We start from the raw sequence: 15,716 nt of genomic DNA on the forward strand, positions 1-15,716 counted from the left end.
CGTCGCGCCCGACGTCCGCGCGATGAACGTCGCACGCGGCGGTCATAGGCCTTCGCGGCCGCGCGAAGGAACACAACTAACAGGCAGCTTTGCCGCTGCCCGATCTCACGAAGGAGGAGAACATGACCACAAGACCACTACCAACGAAGCAGGAGGCGGTGCCGGTCGGCGCGATCCTCTTCGTCCGCAGCATTGATGAGGACGTCGCCCCCGATGACCTCGGCGGGCAGAGCGTCACGGAACAGGAACGGATCGTGTGCGATCGCGTAGTACGAGACGGACTCGCACTCAACGGCATCCTGTACGTCGCCTGCTCAGACGGCGTCGATTCGGACGAGCGATTGAGTCTCATGCTCGCGGCGCTCGACAACGTGCCAGTTCAGCGCCTCTACATCTCGGGTGCCGTGTATGCCCATGACTCGGACGACGAGGTCGTGAAGCACTACGCGATGCTCAGGCTGGCCGGCGTTCGTCTGACCATCTGCACCGAGGCGTGAGATCCGCCGTGCCCGTCGCCCCGAGTCACCTCGGCGGCGGGCACGGCACCGAGCCGTAACCAATCGCAATCCACGCTCGTTGTGGTTTTCGCCACGTTCGCGACCGGAATATTGACGACCGCACTCGACGAGCGCATAACCAATCCTCGCTATGCCCGCCGACCTCATCGTCGGGCTTGAGGAAGGAGTTCTTTCACATGACCAGCACCCAGCCGAGCGCCCACGCGACGTTCTCAAGCCAGAAGAAGTTCAAGCTCTGTTATGCCGACCCGCCCTGGTCCCATGCCCAGCAGGGAGCGCGCGGCGCGTCTCAGCACTACTCCCTGATGACCATCGAGGACATCAAGGCGATGCCAATTGCCGACTTGATGGACGACAACTCGACGCTGCTGCTCTGGACGACCAACGCCGCGCTACCCGATGCGCTGGACGTCGTGAAGGCGTGGGGCTTCGAGTACAAGACCAACGCTGTCTGGGACAAGTACTACATGGGCCTCGGCAACTACTTCCGCGGCAGCCACGAGATCTTGCTCCACGGCGTGCGCGGCAAGGCGCCGTTCAAGTTCCGCGGGCAGCGCTCGACGCTGCTCTTTCCGCGCACCTCACATTCGACGAAGCCGGCCGAAATGATCCCGCTGATCGAGAGAATCCTCGACGGCCCCTACCTCGAGCTCTTTGCCCGGCAACGCCCCAACACTCACAAGGACTGGTCGGTCTGGGGCAACGAGATCGAAAGCGACATCACCATCCCGGGCTACCCGGTGCCGAGCGACTTCACCCGCACGACCAACGCCGACACGGGAGCGGGTGATGACTGATGGCCGACGACTCACCCCGTGGCGTCGCCGAGCGCTTCTTCCGCGTCTGCCTGTTCCTGCTCGGTGGGATCGTCGCGCTCTGGCTTGGGCTGGAGCTGTTGGCTCACATCTGGGGCTGGCTCCTGCTCGCGCTCGGCATCGCGCTTGTGTTGTGGTGCGGAGTCACCGCGTACCGCTACTGGTGGGGTCGGCGATGAAAAGCATGAGCGTGTTTGCCCCTGTCATTTCGTTGTGGAATTCACAACTGCGCGAAAAAGCACTTGACAAATGGACTATTCGAGTGCGTAATGGGGCGCATTGTGTCGATTTGGCTTATGCCGATCGGCCAGCCCGTCGTCCTTCTGCGTCTGCAATGCGAATCCGTAATCCCTGTTCGGGGAGCAGTGGTGGGAAGGAGGTCGTCGCATGACGAACCGTCGTTCAGCACGCCGTTACCGCAAGACCAGCGGTCGCCGCGTTTGGGTGTTCTACGAGCTCAACCTCGATGTCCCCCCGGAGACAATCGCCAAGATCATCACCGCCGCCGGCCTCGAGCAGGCCCGCCGCGAAGCCGATTCCCGTGCCCCGGAGGACGCCGACCAGTCGGGCGAGGGAGGCAACCATGCCTGAGGTCGTCTTCACCCGTCTGCATTTGCCGCGCCCTATCGAACCTGAGGTGGTCTCGTCGCTGCTGACTCGTCTGATGAGTTCGGATGTACCGCGACCGGTCGTCTTCGAATTGCACGCCGACGAGGACGGCGTGACCCACCTTCTCGGGTGCGCGCCAACGGCCGTCCAACGCCTGAAGCGCCTCCTCCGGGCGCACCTCCCTGGGCTGGTATTTGAGGCCGCCACCCGGCCCGACGTGGCCGCCGTGAGCCGAGTCGTGGCGCACCCTGCGACTGTCCCCTTCGAGGCGAATGCCGAGGAGACACTCGCTGGGCTCTACCACGCGCTGGCTTCTCGTCGCGGCGATGAGCACGTCGCTCTCCAGCTGATCCTCGGGCAGGCACATGCCGCTCGACCACTCTCACCCAAAGCGGCCGATCCCTTCCAGCAGTTCGCGTCGATCATGCTCGACGGCGTCCGCCTCGCAACCAGCGATGCCCGTAGGCGCATGGAGCGCCGCACCGCGGCGCCACGGTTGTCAGCGACGCTGCGCATCGGGGTAACGGCCGACTCGCAGAAGCGCGTTGCTGCACTCACCTGGGAGGTCTTCGGCGCGCTCCAACTCCTTGAGACGCCAGGCGTGCGCCTCAGCCTCAACTACGACAGCGCCGCCCGCTTCCAGACGGCGGCCACACGCTCAGCGTTCAGCCTGACGGCCGAGGAGCTCGTCCCGCTACTGGGGTGGCCGATCGGCGACCGGGACTACCCGGGCACGCCCGGCCTCCACCCGAGGTTTTTGCCTGTGCCAGAGATTGTCAGTCGCACGACATCCGTCTTCGCTCGAGGCACTGCGCCCGGCCCGGAGCGTCCGATCGGCATCGACTCGCAGAGCCGCCTCCAGCACCTCGTGGCGCTCGGCCCAACGGGCTCCGGCAAGTCCACCTTGCTCGAACACCTGATCCTCTCGGACATAGCGGCCGGTCGCGCCTGCTGCGTCATCGAACCGAAGGCCCAACTGGTGAACCGCATCCTCGATACGGCACCGCCCGAGACCGCTGGGCAGATCGTGCTCCTCGACGCCACCGACAGAACCGCTCCCGTCGGCTTCAATCCGCTCGATACCGGCGACCGCGATCCCGACATCGTCGTTGACGGCATCCTCGCCGCCCTCGGGGCTGTCTTCCACGACGGCTGGGGGCCACGCACCGAGTACCTGCTCCAAGGGGCGCTCCTCTCATTGGCAAGAGCGGGCCAGAAGCGATCCCGCCCCTACACGCTGATCGATCTGCCGACGCTCCTGACCGACGCCGCGTTCCGCCGTCCTGTCGTCGCGGCCGTCCAAGACGATCCGACACTGGCGGCATTTTGGGCCGAGTACGAGGACATGCGGCCCGCGCAGCGCGCTGCCGTCATCGCTCCGAGCCTCAACAAGCTTCGAAAGATCGTGTTGCGTAAGCCACTGGTTCGCGTGCTCGGCCAGTCGCAGCCGCGCTTCCGACTCCGCGACATCTTCCGCGAGCGCAAGACCGTGCTCGTCCCGCTCAACGACGCACTCCTCGGTGAAGGCGCGTCGAAACTACTTGGCAGCCTCGTCGTTGCCGAGCTGTTCCTGGCGACTACGGAGCGGGCTGCGGAAAGGGACCCGATGAAGCGTCCGGGCATGGTCTTCATCGATGAAGTCCAGAACTATCTGCATCTGCCCACGTCGGTCGAGAACGCCATGAGCGTCTTCCGTTCCTACGGTGTCGGCCTCCACGTCGCGCACCAGTATCGGGACCAGCTTCCGGCCGGTATGCGTAGCGGCCTCGACGCCAATTCCGGAACCAAGATCTGCTTCGCGCTCGACGCTGACGACGCCGCGTCTATGGCCAAGCGCGCCCCCAGTCTGACAGCCTCGGACTTCGAGAGTCTGCCGCGACATCAGATCTACGCGCGTCTCACCGCTGGGACGATCCGGACGCCGTGGTGCTCGGCAGCCGTGCTTCCACCGGCACCCTCGCTGGGCCATGGTGACGTGATTCGCGAAGCCAGTCGGGAGCAGTTCGGCGCCCTCCCTGAGCCGCAGGCAGTTCATGAGCCCGCCGCATCGGGCGACGTACTGCGACGCTCGCATCAGAAGGCGAGGCAGTCATGAGCCGCTTCGTGATCTGGAGGAGCTATTCGCGTCGGTGTTCCGTTCGGCCTTCCGGTCTCGACGAACACCCGCCGCCCCGATGGCCCCTGTTCTGGCCATTTCCGCCCCCTTCAGGAGGGGACTCCCGCCGCCGTGCGGCGGATCACAGGAGCGCGGGGTGCCGCTCATGAACGCCTTCAGGACAACGGCCATCGATCAGCACCTCACCGATCGAGACATCTCGCTCCTTGAGGATCTCGAGCAATATCGCCTCCTTACCGTCCGGCAGATTCAGCGACTGCACTTCCCGGTTCAACCGCTCGGCCAACACGTCAGTGCCGGCGCCGCAACCCGCGGCACCACGCGCATCCTCAGCCGACTCGAAGCCCTCGGAATGGTTGCACGGCTGGAGCGCCGCATCGGCGGCATCAAGCACGGCTCCTCCTCGACCATCTGGCATCTCGGCTCGGCAGGCGAACGGTTCCTCCGCACCCAACGCGGCGACCCTGTAAGAAGGCGCTACAGCGAGCCGGGGCTGACCTTCGTCAACCACACGCTCGCCGTCGCCGACACCGCCGTCGCCATTCGAGAGCGGGCAGCGGCTGGCTACTTCGACTTGCTTGTACTCGATTCAGAGCCCGCCTGTTGGCTGACCTTCACCGGCGCAGGTGGCGAGACCTTGACGCTCAAACCCGACCTCTTCGCCGCGACCGCCGACGCGACCACCGAGACCCATTCGTTCATCGAAGTCGATCTCGGCACCGAGCACCTTCCCGCCATCCTCCGCAAGTGTCGTCTGTACCAGCGGTACGAACGCACCGGCATCGAGCAGGAATCGCGTGGGCTCTTCCCGGCCGTCGTCTGGCTCGTGCCCACAGCGAAGCGCCTCGGCGCGATTCGCAATGCGATAGCCGCCGACCGTGCTCTCGACACCGGCCTGTACTGGGTCACGACCCACGAGCAGGCTCTCGAACAGCTCGCCCCGTACGAGGGCGACAACATCACCTAATCCGAAAGGAGACGACTCATGAACTCATCACCACTCGCCGCGACTGCGGCAGCACCGGACGAAACCGGCCGCGCTCGCGAACTCATCGAACTCGGCCTCACGCTCGATCCCGAGGCGCGCAGCCAGACGCTTGCTCGACTCATCGCCGCGACCGTCCATTCCGGCGACGGAAGCACGTTGGCCACATTCGCGTCCACCGGCGTGCTCGACCGAGAGGCAGCTCTTGCCGAGCTCAACCTCGTGCGGCTCCCGATCGAACGAGAGGGCTGGGTCGATGCCCTCGGCCGTTTCATCCTCCTCAGTCCGGAGGACCGGTCATGAACGAGCAGGAGCCACGCACACCCGAGATCAGGCCAGCCGCCGACCGAGCCAGCCCCGACTGGCGACGTCTCGACGTCGCCCTCGGGCGCTTCGGCGAACTGATCTCAGCGGGCATCAACGAAGCCCGCCAGGAGCACCGAGAAATTTCGCCCGAGACAGCTCGCTGCATCGCGCATGTCCTCGGCCGCGCCCTCGGTCGATCGTCGCGCCTGGCGGGCTTCGGCCGGACCGGCGAAGGCACCTACGAAGACCTCCGCGACGAGTACCTCGATCTCTACGGCAGCAACGAAACCGACAGCGTGACCAAGGAACTCATCGACTGGCTCGGCACCTACCTCGTCGAGCGGGAGAACATCGGCAGCGGACGCCAGTACATGAACGAGCATCTGCGGCCGAAACTCGATCGGCTGCTTGTCCGCACCGAGATCCGCGTTCACGACCAGCCCTTCACCGTGCATCTGCCGGCCTCGCTCGATGCTGCCCAGGTCGCCGGTATCAGCGAGGAACTCACCAACCTTCGCCTCGACGAGGATGAAGCGCTTCAGGCCTACCTCTCCCTCCCCGACGTCGATGCCAACACCGAGATGCTCATGGAGAGCTTTCACGAGAACTACGTCCAGACCTACGTCTTCCTAGAGGACGCCGTGCGCGACCTCGCGGAGCTCGATGAGTTGGAGCGCACCATCTGCGAAGTAGCCGAATCGCGCGCGCTTCCGGTCAGTGCCATCGAGATCGACTATGCACTCGTTGCCGAACACGTCCGCGAGGCCTACGACCTCGTCGAATGGAAGGCGCACGTCCATGTCTTCTACAAGTAGCCGCCGTTCGCCCCCGCGTCGAGGTGGCAGCCTCCAGACCAATCGACGCATCCGCATCACGCCCGAACACCGCGATCAGATCGACCTTCACCACCTCGCGCAAGCACTACTGCGGCTTGCCCAAGACCGATACGACGCTCGTTCAGCGACGAACGACGAGGAAGATCCAGACATGGGTAATCGCGGGTGGCGTTGCGACTGACGGCACAACCACACGAGAGGAGGGAAGACATGAGGAACACCGACAAACGAGGTGAAAACTACATCGCCGATGCCACCCCGGTGACCCTCCCTGAGCCTGCCGTGGAAGCACGGGAAGGACTGGACTTCGGGGCCGAAGAGAGGGTTAATCCGGAGGAGCTAAACGGAGGTACCCCGCCCATGACCCTAGAAATCGCCGGATCGGTCGACCCGTCACTACCTGTCAACTCCCTCGACGGGCTCGAACACCTGATGGGTTCACCGACAATCACGGCAGGAGAAGATGTCGGCCTCGCCGTTGCGCATGCCGTCACCTACCTACGGGTCTCAACCCCACGGCAATTGCACACCGCCGCCGACATCGATGAGGACGGCAACAGTATCGCCACACAGCGCGTCGAGGCGCTCCGGAAAGTGCGAGAGCTCAGAGCGACTGTCGCCAAGGAGTTCCTCGAGCCCGGTCAGTCCGCCCAAACCATCTCGAAGCGAACCGAGTTCAAGAAACTACTTCGCTACATCGACGACCACCCGGAGGTGAAGTACGTCGTCATCTACATGCGATCGCGCGTCTTCCGAAACTTCACTGACGCCGCGATCACCAAGCGCCAGCTCCTCGAGAAGGGGGTGAAGCTCGTCTCCGCCAAAGAGGAGTTCGGCGAGGGGTACATGGCGGACGCCATGGAAGCCATCACCGACATCATGAATGAAGTCCAAGTCCGCATGAACGGCGAGGACGTCAAGGTCAAGATGGCCCACAAGGTCGAGCAGGGCGGCACCGTCGGGCGCGCCAAGCTCGGATACCTCAACGTGCGTAGGGAGTTCAGCGGACGGCTGGTGAACACGATCGACGTCGACTACGAACGTGCCCCGCTCGTCGCCTGGGCCTTCGAGCAGTACGCCACGGGCAGGTACTCCATCCTGCAGATGACGCGCATGCTCGAAGAACGTGGCCTGACGACCCGCCCGTCACCATCGCGCCCCGCGCAGGCAGTGAGCCGGAGCCGTCTCGCGCTGATCCTCCGCAACCCGTACTACACCGGCGTCATTCGCTACAAGGGCCAGCTCTACGTAGGCCGACACGAGCCTCTTGTGTCGAAGGAGACCTTCCTGAAAGTGCAGGAAGTCCTCGATCACCGCAACCGCAAAGGCGACCGCGACATCGTCCACTTCCACTACCTAAAGGGGATGATCTACTGCGGGGAATGCCTCGATGCCGGACACACCAGCCGCATGATCTATAGCCAGAACGCTGGCAATGGCGGCACCTACGAGTACCTCGTCTGCGCCGCCAAGCAGCGCGGCGAATGTAAGACCCCCTGGCTCCGCGTCGAGCAGGTCGAAGCCGAGATCACGCCGGTCTTGGCCGGCGAACGTCTTGACCCCGACACGATCGACAGCATCCGGGGCGACCTACAGGCCGCGATCAACAACCTCTTGGCCGCTGATCGCGATGCCAAGGCGCAGCTGACGAAGCAGCTTCGAAAGCTCGAGGCTCAGGAAGAGCGGCTCATTGAACTCGCCGCCACGGGAACCCTACCGATTGCGAAGATCCGCGAACGGATCGAACGTACGACGCTCCAGACTGAAGCAATCAAGGAGCAACTCGACGTGACGCTCGACAGGCTTCAGTACGGCGCCGACACTGCGCTCGCATACATCGACCTTCTCCGCGAGCCCGGCAACCTTTATCAACGAGCATCGGACACGGTACGCCGTGACCTCATTACCGCGTACTTCAGCCGCCTGATCGTCAGGGTCGAGGACAACCGCGTACAGATCACAGGCGAGCGCAACCAGGCCAATCGCCAGGTCCGCGAACTTCAGGGCCAGCACATGCTCGACGAGCAGAAAGCAAGAACTCCCCGCCCGAAGGCAGGGAGTTCAGAGAAGTCAAAAGCTGGTTCATTTGACCATGGTTCGAGTAAGAACCGTATGGCTGGGGTACCTGGACTCGAACCAAGAACAACTGAACCAGAATCAGCCGTGTTGCCAATTACACCATACCCCAAGGGCGAAACCGGAGCCTCGCACCGAGAGTCAAGCTTACCCGAGCTCATCCCGGGATCCAAACCGGGGCGGGATCCCGCGCGCGTCGCGCTCCCCCGCCCCGGTCGGGAATCCGATCAGCCCAGGAACTCGGCCAGCGCGCGGAGCCGGCGCAGGGTCTCGTCCTTGCCGAGCAGCTCCATCGACTCGAACAGCGGCGGCGACACCCGGCGTCCGCTCAGGGCGACGCGCGGCGGACCGTAGGCGACGCGAGGCTTGAGGCCCAGCTCGTCGACCAGCGCCGCCGACAGCGCCTCCTGGATCGTCTCGGGCGTGAACGCGTCGAGCGGCTCCAGCGCCGCGGCGGATGCCAGCAGCACCTCGGCGGCGTTCGCGGGCAGCCCCTTGAGCGCGTCCTCGTCGTACGAGACCCGGTCCGAGAACAGGAAGCCGAGCAGGCCGGGCACCTCGCCGAGCAGCTGCACGCGCTCCTGCACGAGAGGGGCGGCGCGGAAGGCCAGCACGAGCTGTTCGTGCGTCGGCTCCCCGTCGAACACGTCGGCGGCAGCCAGGTACGGCAGGATCCGCTCGGCGAAGTCCTTCGGCTCGAGCTGGCGGATGTGGTCGCCGTTGATCGACTCGGCCTTCTTCTGGTCGAAGCGGGCCGGGTTCGGGTTCACGTTCACGATGTCGAAGGCGGCGGTGAACTCCTCGAGCGAGAAGACATCGCGGTCGGGGCCGATCGACCAGCCCAGCAGAGCCAGGTAGTTCAGCAGGCCCTCGTGGATGAAGCCGCGCTCGCGGTGCAGGAACAGATCGGCCTGCGGGTCGCGCTTGCTCAGCTTCTTGTTGCCGGTCTCCCCCAGCACGAGCGGCATGTGCGCGAAGCGCGGCACGAACGTGGTGACGCCGGCGTCGATGAGGGCGCCGTAGAGGGCGAGCTGACGCGCGGTCGACGGCATGAGGTCCTCGCCGCGCAGCACGTGCGTGATGCCCATGAGCGCGTCGTCGACCGGGTTCACGAGCGTGTAGAGCGGTGCGCCGTTAGGGCGCACGACCACGAAGTCCGGGAAGGATCCGGCAGGGAAGGTCACCTCGCCGCGGATGAGGTCGACGTAGGTCACGTCCTCGTCGGGCACACGCAGGCGGAGCGCGGGCTGACGGCCCTCGGCGCGGAACGCGGCGCGCTGCTCCTCGGTGAGGTCGCGGTCGAAGTTGTCGTAACCGAGCTGCTTCGCGCGGCCGTTCGCCTCGTTGCGGGCGTCGATCTCCTCCGCCGTCGAGTAGCTCTCGTACACCGCACCGGATGCCTTGAGCTTCTCGATCACGCCCTGGTAGATCTCACCGCGCTGCGACTGACGGTAGGGCTCGTGCGGGCCGCCGACCTCGACGCCCTCGTCCCAGTCGATCTCGAGCCAGGTCAGCGCGTCGACGAGCTGGCGGAAGCTCTCCTCGCTGTCGCGTGCGGCGTCGGTGTCCTCGATGCGGAACACCATCTTGCCGCCGGTGTGCCGGGCGTACGCCCAGTTGTACAGCGCGGTGCGGACCATGCCGACATGCGGCAGACCCGTCGGCGAAGGGCAGAAACGGACGCGGACGTCAGCACCGGACGCGGTCGTGGTGCGGGGATCGGGAGTAGCCATAGCCCTTCGATTCTAGTTCCGCGCACCACGGCGCCCGAGCAGGGTCCGGGGCCGGACGGAGGTTCCCCGCCCGGCCCCGGATCCTGGAATCACTGCGCGACGAGCTGTGCGACGTACCCGGGGACCATGGGGGCGCCCCATCCGGTGGTCAGGTCGTAGCCGTCGGTCGTGGCGTAGCCCGGCACCGCGTTCGGCGTGAGCGAGCCGTCGGCGGCGAGTGCCCACATCCGGTTGCTGTCGAGCACTCCACTCGGCGTCGTGCCGTAGGTGCGCGGCACGACGTCGTTGAACGCCGCGAAGTGGTCGAACGATGCGCTGTACAGCGCCTTGTTCAGGTCGCCGATCGGGCCCTTGCCCGCGGCCGCCCTGGCCTGGTTAGCGATCGCGGTCGCCGCGGCCGCCTGCGGCGAGGCCGCCGATGTGCCGCCGTACACGCCCCAGGCCGCGGGCCCCTCGGTGCTCGGGAAGTACGTGTGGTAGACCAGCACGCCGCCGTTCACCGCCGCGTTCCACGCGATGTCCGGCACGCCGCGCGCCCCGCCGACGACGCCGGAGACACTGTCCTGGAACGCCGGACGCGGATAGATCGTGGACAGGCCCCCGCCCGTGCCGATCTGCAGTCCGCCCTCGTTCCACACGGGCTCGGTGTTGCCGCCCGAGTTCCATGCCCAGTACGCCGGGTTGCGGGCGCCGCTCGCGAGATACGGCACGTCCTGAGTCGGGTTCCACGTCCAGCCGTCCTGCACCTGAGTGCCGCCGACCGAGGTCACGTACGGCGAGACGTTCGGGTAGCTGACTTCGGGCGTGGTGCCCACGGTGGTGGAACGCTTCACGTTCGTGAATCCGGTGGATCCGTTGTCACCGGACGAAGCGAAGAACGTGTCTCCCTTGGCGAGGCCGCGCTGGAAGGTCTGGTCGAACTTCGTGAACTGCGACTTCGCGGCATTGGCGGATCCGAACGTCTGCTCGTCGGTGCCGAAGGACATCGAGAACACCGTCCCCGACGGGTACTTCTGGATCGCCCAGTCGATCGCCTTCATCAGATTGGGAACGCCCTGGACTCCCTGCGTCTCGGCCGGCGGGGTGGACAGCAGCACGATGTGCGCCTTCGGTGCCATCGCGTACGCCCACTGCACATCGAGGTTCGCCTCACCGGCCCAGCCGGCGGCGGCATTCGGTCCGGACTGGCCGACACCCTTGCCTGTCGGGTTCTTGTAGTCGGGAGTCCCGAGCGGGGAGACCGCCTCGAAGTCGGGCGCGGGGCCGCCGAAGGTCTGCGCGAAGAAGTTCAGGTCGTCCGCGGCGGTCGGGCTGCCGTAGGCGTCCACCAGAACGATCGTCTGTCCGGCGCCGTCGTTGCTGGAGGCGAGCGGGCCCAGGCCGTAGTGCGCACGCAGCTGATCCGGCGTGTAGCAGTGGATCGTCGTCGACACGCGGTTGTCCGGTGCAGGGCGCTGACACGCGATCGCCGCACCACCGGCGTCGGCCTGCGAGGTGAACGCGCTGTCGGGGGCCTGAGCCGCGTACGGCGTGACTGTCGCCGCGGCCGGAGGTGGGGATGAGACCGGCGAGAGCGCGAGCGCGGTCGCTCCCGCCAGCGCCGTGACGCCGAGTGCGGCGAAGAGGGTCCTGGTATGTGACATGCCAACCTCCTTGTTGACGGATCACCCGAGCCGCCGGGTCAGCGGCGCGGGACCGCCCATGACGCTACACCCGGGTCAGCGCCCCGATACCGGATGTTCAGCGGTCTCATAAGGTCGGATCCCGGCGCATCACCGCGATCGGGACGACAGGTCCCTCATCGCTTCCCGAAGGGCGACAGCACGACGATCGCGGCGACCACGATGAGGGCCGCGATGGCGAGGCCCGCATACGAGAACGACTGCAGGATCACCCCGGCCAGCACCGCGCCGGCGGCCGCGCTCAGGCTCATGATCGAGTCGCTGCGGCCCTGACGGCGCGTGCGCAGCACGGGGGCCGACGCCTCGGTGAGCAGAGCCGCACCGGCGACGGTTGCGGCGCTCCAGCCCAGCCCCAGCAGGATGAGAGCGACCATCACGCCCCACGGGGTCTCCCCCGCGAACATCGCGAAGCACAACGACGCGACGAGCAGGGCCTGGCCGAGCAGCACCGTGCGCAGCCGACCCCAGCGGTCGGCGAGGATGCCGAACACCGGCGACAGCCCGTACATGCCGGCCACGTGCATCGCGATCGTCACACCGACGAGCACCGTGACGTCGAGCTCCATCGACATGCCCTCGTGCATCCCGCCCATCGACCCGCCCGCCATCGCCATGTGCGACAGGTGCACCGGAGTCATCGCCATGACCGACGCCATCGTCACGTGCGAGCCGGCGATCGCGAAGATCGCGTAACGGGCGGCGACCGGGCGGTCGACGCGCTCGACACCCGCGGCCACGGACCCGGTCTCGGGCAGCGTACGCGAGGTGAGGAGCGGATCCGGCCGGAGCGCGATCAGATACAGCGCGAACGCCGCCACCTGCGCCACCAGCGAGAACAGGTACGAACCGGTGTGCACCGGCATGCCGATCGCATGACCGAGCTGCTCGCCCGGTCCGAGCAGGAGCGGCCCTGCGACGCCGCCGATCGTGGTCGCCCACACGACGATGGACAAGTCCCGTCCACGATGCTGCGGCTGGGCCAGATCCGTCGCGGCGAACCGGGACTGCAGGTTGCCGGCGTTGCCCATGCCGATCATGATGATGCCGACCAGCAGCAGCGGGAACACGCGGACCGCGGCCGCCGCGATCACCACCACGATCCCGACGAGAGCGAACAGGTTGCCGGCCGTGAGCGCGAACCGACGGCCGCGGAGCCCGGCGAGCCGAGCCAGCGGGATCGCGGCGAGCGCGGCGCCGAGCGTCACCGAGGCCGTGGCGAGACCCGAGAGCGCGTCGCTGCCGGAGATGTCCGCCGCGAGCAGCGCACCCAGCGACACCGTGGCGCCGAAGGCGATCCCGCCGAGCACCTGGCCGAGCGAGAGGATTCCGACCGTGCGACGCTGGATCCTGGTGCGATCCGGCTCGGTCAGGGTCGCCGCGGTCACGAGGCGGGCAGGGCGTCGCGCACGGCGTTGCGCAGCGTCCCGATGCCGGAGATCTCCACCTCGACCGTGTCCCCGGCCTCGAAGGCCCCGACGCCGGCCGGGGTGCCGGTCAAGATCACATCACCGGGCAGCAGCGTGAAGGCCGCCGAGGCGTACGCGATGATGTCGGCGACCGAATGGATCATGTCGGTGAGCGGGGCGTGCTGGCGCACCTCGCCGTTCACGCGGGTGGTGAGCTCGGCGGCATCGAGGTCGAACTCGGTCTCGATCCACGGCCCGAGCGGGCAGAACGTGTCGAAGCCTTTCGCGCGCGCCCACTGCCCGTCCTTGCGCTGCAGATCGCGAGCCGTCACATCGTTGCCCACCGTGTACCCGAAGACGTACTGGTGCGCATTCGCCGCAGCGACGTTCTTGGCGATGCGCCCGATCACGACCACGAGCTCGCCCTCATGCTCGGTGCGCTCCGAGAGCGCCGTCGGACGGACGATGGTGTCGCCGGGGCCGATCACCGACGTATTCGGCTTGAGGAACAGCAGCGGCTCCGCCGGCGCCTCGCCGCCCATCTCGGCGGCGTGGTCGTGGTAGTTCTTGCCGACGCAGACCACCTTCGATCGCGGGATGACCGGGGCGAGCAGCGCGGCGTCGGCGAGCGGCACCCGCTCCCCCGTCGTCTCGTAGCCCGCGAACATCGGATCACCGGCCAGGACGACCAGCTCGCCCTCGTCGAGGATCCCGTACTTGATGCCGTCGTTGTGGCTGAACCGAGCGATCTTCACGAGGCCAGCCTAGCCAGCCCCGTCCGCGGTCAGGATCCCCAGAACGGCCCGGTCAGCCCGACGCCGGCGAAGTACGCGACGGCGGACTGCGGATCCCGACGTCGATAGCCTTCGTCGAGACGCCCCGCGTACCACTCCGAGGCGAGACGCCACAACTGCTGGATGGTGAAGATCTCGCCGATCCGCTCCTCTTCGCGCGCCGCCCAGGCCCGCACGCATTCCGCTGAGCAGAAGATCTGCTGGTGGTGGCAGGTGCGCAGCACGTCGTCCCACACTTCGTGCATCGGAGTCTGGAAGTGCACCACCTCGGTCCCCTCGGGCGGACCATCGCGGCGGATCGTCCAGGCCAGCGGCACCGCGTCATGGGGGCAGACGGTCGCCACCAGCACCTCGGGTTCGTCGGCGACGAGATGCGGGATCGCGAACGAATCCCAGGCGCATCCTCCCCACCAGAGGGTGCGTGCTCCCATCACGCTGTACCCGAAACTCTCTGTCGCGAACGGGTGCGCGAGCACGATCTCGCCATCCCGCAGCCCGAAGTGCCGAGCCTCGCCGAGGCGCTGGATCGCACTGCGAACTCTCTGCTCGTCGCTCCCGAGGCGCGCTGCGAGCTCAGCCGGGGACTCATGACGGCCGGTCGCAGCGAGTTGCCGGTAGATGGTCAATCGCACGACCTCGTCAGTCATCGCGTCCGTGGCGTCCGCTGTCATGGCGACAGCATACGTCGGCGCGCTCGCCCTCAGGGACGACCTGCGGATCCGGCGTTCAGGCGTGATCGGACTTGTTGCCGCCGGCCTCGAGCACGTCGCCCGCGGGAAGCTCCTTGTGCCCGCCGAACTGCAGGCGCATCGCCGAGAGCACCTTGTTCGCGTACAGGTCCTCGTCGCGAGACGCGAAGCGCTCGAACAGGGAGGCGGCGAGCACCGGCACCGGCACGCCCACGTCGACCGCGGCCTTGACCGTCCAGCGCCCCTCACCCGAGTCGGACACGCGCCCGGCCAATCCCTCCAGCGTGGGGTTGCCCTGCAGCGCCGCCGCGGTGAGGTCGAGCAGCCAGGACGAGATGACGGATCCGCGACGCCACAGTTCGGCGACCTTCGGGGTGTCGATGTCGAACTGGTAGTACTCGGGCTCCTCGAGCGGGGCGACCTCGGCGGAGTGCTCCGCCTCGCGGATCCCCGCATCGGCGTTCTCGAGCAGGTTCAGCCCCTCGGCGAGGGCCGCCATGACGCCGTACTCGATGCCGTTGTGCACCATCTTCACGAAATGGCCGGCGCCGGACGGGCCGCAGTGCAGGAAGCCGAGCTCCTCATCGGTGAGCTCCCCGGTCCGTCCCGGCGTGCGCTCGATGTCACCGACGCCCGGGGCGATGGTCTTCAGGATCGGCGTGATCGTCGCGAACGCCTCGTCGGGGCCGCCGACCATGAGGCAGTATCCGCGCTCCAGCCCGAAGACGCCTCCGCTCGTGCCCACGTCGACGTAGTTCAGGCCCTTCTCGCGCAGCGCCTTGGCACGGCGCACGTCGTCGCGGTAGTTCGAGTTGCCGCCGTCGATGATGATGTCGCCGGGCTGCAGCACCTCGCTGAGCTCGTCGACGACGCGCCCGGTGAGACCGGCCGGGATCATCAGCCACACCACGCGCGGACCGTCGAGCTTCGCCGCGAGGTCGGCGTAGTCGGTCGCACCGATCGCCCCCTCCGCCACGAGCGCGTCGACGGCGTCCTTGTTGACGTCGTAGACGACGCACTCGTGCCCGCCGCGCATGAGGCGGCGCACGATGTTCGCCCCCATCCGTCCGAGTCCGACCATGGCCAGCTTCATAGCAGGGTCCTCTCCTGTCAGGGATCGCGGTTCGTGCGCCGCCTCCGCGTCAGAGGCG

General features: G+C 66.8%; 15 protein-coding genes, 1 tRNA gene and 1 pseudogene. 9 read left to right on the top strand and 8 right to left on the bottom strand.

What is annotated here, in order from left to right; genetic code table 11:
- Positions 1-122 precede the first annotated feature (122 nt).
- The 9 genes and pseudogenes from ACFWCK_RS09880 to ACFWCK_RS09920 form a co-directional block, all read left to right on the top strand.
- A complete protein-coding gene (locus tag ACFWCK_RS09880; protein WP_378805654.1) occupies positions 123-497 on the top strand; it encodes a hypothetical protein in 375 nt (124 codons plus the stop codon).
- A gap of 197 nt (positions 498-694) precedes the next feature.
- Positions 695-1,315 (top strand): MT-A70 family methyltransferase, encoded by a 621-nt coding sequence (locus tag ACFWCK_RS09885; RefSeq protein WP_378805656.1) that lies wholly within the window; start codon positions 695-697, stop codon positions 1,313-1,315.
- On the top strand, positions 1,315-1,512 hold the full coding sequence (locus ACFWCK_RS09890; protein ID WP_378805657.1) for a hypothetical protein: 198 nt from the start codon (positions 1,315-1,317) through the stop codon (positions 1,510-1,512). Before ACFWCK_RS09885 ends, ACFWCK_RS09890 begins: the two co-directional genes overlap by 1 nt.
- Before the next feature lie 208 nt (positions 1,513-1,720).
- Positions 1,721-1,924, top strand: coding sequence for a hypothetical protein (locus tag ACFWCK_RS09895; protein ID WP_378805659.1), 204 nt, complete (start codon positions 1,721-1,723; stop codon positions 1,922-1,924).
- A complete protein-coding gene (locus ACFWCK_RS09900; RefSeq protein WP_378805660.1) occupies positions 1,917-4,037 on the top strand; it encodes a type IV secretory system conjugative DNA transfer family protein in 2,121 nt (706 codons plus the stop codon). Before ACFWCK_RS09895 ends, ACFWCK_RS09900 begins: the two co-directional genes overlap by 8 nt.
- 166 nt (positions 4,038-4,203) lie before the next feature.
- Positions 4,204-5,025, top strand: a complete 822-nt coding sequence (locus ACFWCK_RS09905) for a replication-relaxation family protein (RefSeq protein WP_378805973.1) — start codon at positions 4,204-4,206, stop codon at positions 5,023-5,025.
- 18 nt (positions 5,026-5,043) lie between these two features.
- Complete coding sequence (locus ACFWCK_RS09910) at positions 5,044-5,346, top strand: hypothetical protein (protein ID WP_378805661.1); 303 nt, start codon at positions 5,044-5,046, stop codon at positions 5,344-5,346.
- Entirely contained in the window at positions 5,343-6,164 is an 822-nt protein-coding gene (locus ACFWCK_RS09915) for a hypothetical protein (RefSeq protein ID WP_378805662.1), read from the top strand. Before ACFWCK_RS09910 ends, ACFWCK_RS09915 begins: the two co-directional genes overlap by 4 nt.
- A gap of 453 nt (positions 6,165-6,617) precedes the next feature.
- Positions 6,618-7,487: pseudogene (locus ACFWCK_RS09920) on the top strand (recombinase family protein); the annotation flags it as partial.
- A 411-nt stretch (positions 7,488-7,898) separates the two neighbouring features.
- On the opposite strand, the gene ACFWCK_RS09925 reads toward ACFWCK_RS09920, so the two are convergent.
- The 8 genes from ACFWCK_RS09925 to gnd form a co-directional block, all read right to left on the bottom strand.
- The gene (locus ACFWCK_RS09925; RefSeq protein WP_378805663.1) at positions 7,899-8,198 is read right to left on the bottom strand and encodes a hypothetical protein; all 300 of its coding nucleotides are present in this window, start codon (positions 8,196-8,198) and stop codon (positions 7,899-7,901) included.
- 100 nt (positions 8,199-8,298) lie between these two features.
- A tRNA-Gln gene (locus tag ACFWCK_RS09930) sits at positions 8,299-8,373 on the bottom strand.
- 115 nt (positions 8,374-8,488) lie between these two features.
- Positions 8,489-9,994 carry a glutamate--tRNA ligase gene (gene gltX, locus ACFWCK_RS09935; protein ID WP_378805664.1) on the bottom strand — a complete coding sequence of 502 codons (1,506 nt, stop codon included), beginning with the start codon at positions 9,992-9,994 and terminating at the stop codon, positions 8,489-8,491.
- 89 nt (positions 9,995-10,083) lie between these two features.
- Complete coding sequence (locus tag ACFWCK_RS09940) at positions 10,084-11,637, bottom strand: S8 family serine peptidase (protein ID WP_378805665.1); 1,554 nt, start codon at positions 11,635-11,637, stop codon at positions 10,084-10,086.
- Positions 11,638-11,792: 155 nt separating this feature from the next.
- The gene (locus ACFWCK_RS09945) at positions 11,793-13,061 is read right to left on the bottom strand and encodes an MFS transporter (RefSeq protein WP_378805666.1); all 1,269 of its coding nucleotides are present in this window, start codon (positions 13,059-13,061) and stop codon (positions 11,793-11,795) included.
- On the bottom strand, positions 13,058-13,837 hold the full coding sequence (locus ACFWCK_RS09950; protein WP_378805667.1) for a fumarylacetoacetate hydrolase family protein: 780 nt from the start codon (positions 13,835-13,837) through the stop codon (positions 13,058-13,060). Before ACFWCK_RS09950 ends, ACFWCK_RS09945 begins: the two co-directional genes overlap by 4 nt.
- 29 nt (positions 13,838-13,866) lie before the next feature.
- The gene (gene merB, locus ACFWCK_RS09955) at positions 13,867-14,547 is read right to left on the bottom strand and encodes an organomercurial lyase (protein WP_378805669.1); all 681 of its coding nucleotides are present in this window, start codon (positions 14,545-14,547) and stop codon (positions 13,867-13,869) included.
- A 55-nt stretch (positions 14,548-14,602) separates the two neighbouring features.
- Positions 14,603-15,658 (bottom strand): phosphogluconate dehydrogenase (NAD(+)-dependent, decarboxylating), encoded by a 1,056-nt coding sequence (gene gnd, locus ACFWCK_RS09960; RefSeq protein ID WP_378805670.1) that lies wholly within the window; start codon positions 15,656-15,658, stop codon positions 14,603-14,605.
- Positions 15,659-15,716 lie beyond the last annotated feature (58 nt).

Source organism: Microbacterium sp. NPDC060117, from assembly GCF_042729315.1.
Classification (GTDB): Bacteria; Actinomycetota; Actinomycetes; order Actinomycetales; family Microbacteriaceae; genus Microbacterium.

Excerpts from the sequence above, each read along its gene's own strand:
- ACFWCK_RS09910 (WP_378805661.1), top strand. The coding sequence starts at position 5,044 with ATGAACTCATCACCACTCGCCGCGACTGCGGCAGCACCGGACGAAACC.
- ACFWCK_RS09915 (WP_378805662.1), top strand. The coding sequence starts at position 5,343 with ATGAACGAGCAGGAGCCACGCACACCCGAGATCAGGCCAGCCGCCGAC.
- ACFWCK_RS09885 (WP_378805656.1), top strand. The coding sequence starts at position 695 with ATGACCAGCACCCAGCCGAGCGCCCACGCGACGTTCTCAAGCCAGAAG.
- gnd (WP_378805670.1), bottom strand. The coding sequence starts at position 15,658 with ATGAAGCTGGCCATGGTCGGACTCGGACGGATGGGGGCGAACATCGTG.
- ACFWCK_RS09940 (WP_378805665.1), bottom strand. The coding sequence starts at position 11,637 with ATGTCACATACCAGGACCCTCTTCGCCGCACTCGGCGTCACGGCGCTG.
- ACFWCK_RS09880 (WP_378805654.1), top strand. The coding sequence starts at position 123 with ATGACCACAAGACCACTACCAACGAAGCAGGAGGCGGTGCCGGTCGGC.
- ACFWCK_RS09900 (WP_378805660.1), top strand. The coding sequence starts at position 1,917 with ATGCCTGAGGTCGTCTTCACCCGTCTGCATTTGCCGCGCCCTATCGAA.
- gltX (WP_378805664.1), bottom strand. The coding sequence starts at position 9,994 with ATGGCTACTCCCGATCCCCGCACCACGACCGCGTCCGGTGCTGACGTC.
- ACFWCK_RS09895 (WP_378805659.1), top strand. The coding sequence starts at position 1,721 with ATGACGAACCGTCGTTCAGCACGCCGTTACCGCAAGACCAGCGGTCGC.
- merB (WP_378805669.1), bottom strand. The coding sequence starts at position 14,547 with ATGACAGCGGACGCCACGGACGCGATGACTGACGAGGTCGTGCGATTG.
- ACFWCK_RS09890 (WP_378805657.1), top strand. The coding sequence starts at position 1,315 with ATGGCCGACGACTCACCCCGTGGCGTCGCCGAGCGCTTCTTCCGCGTC.
- ACFWCK_RS09905 (WP_378805973.1), top strand. The coding sequence starts at position 4,204 with ATGAACGCCTTCAGGACAACGGCCATCGATCAGCACCTCACCGATCGA.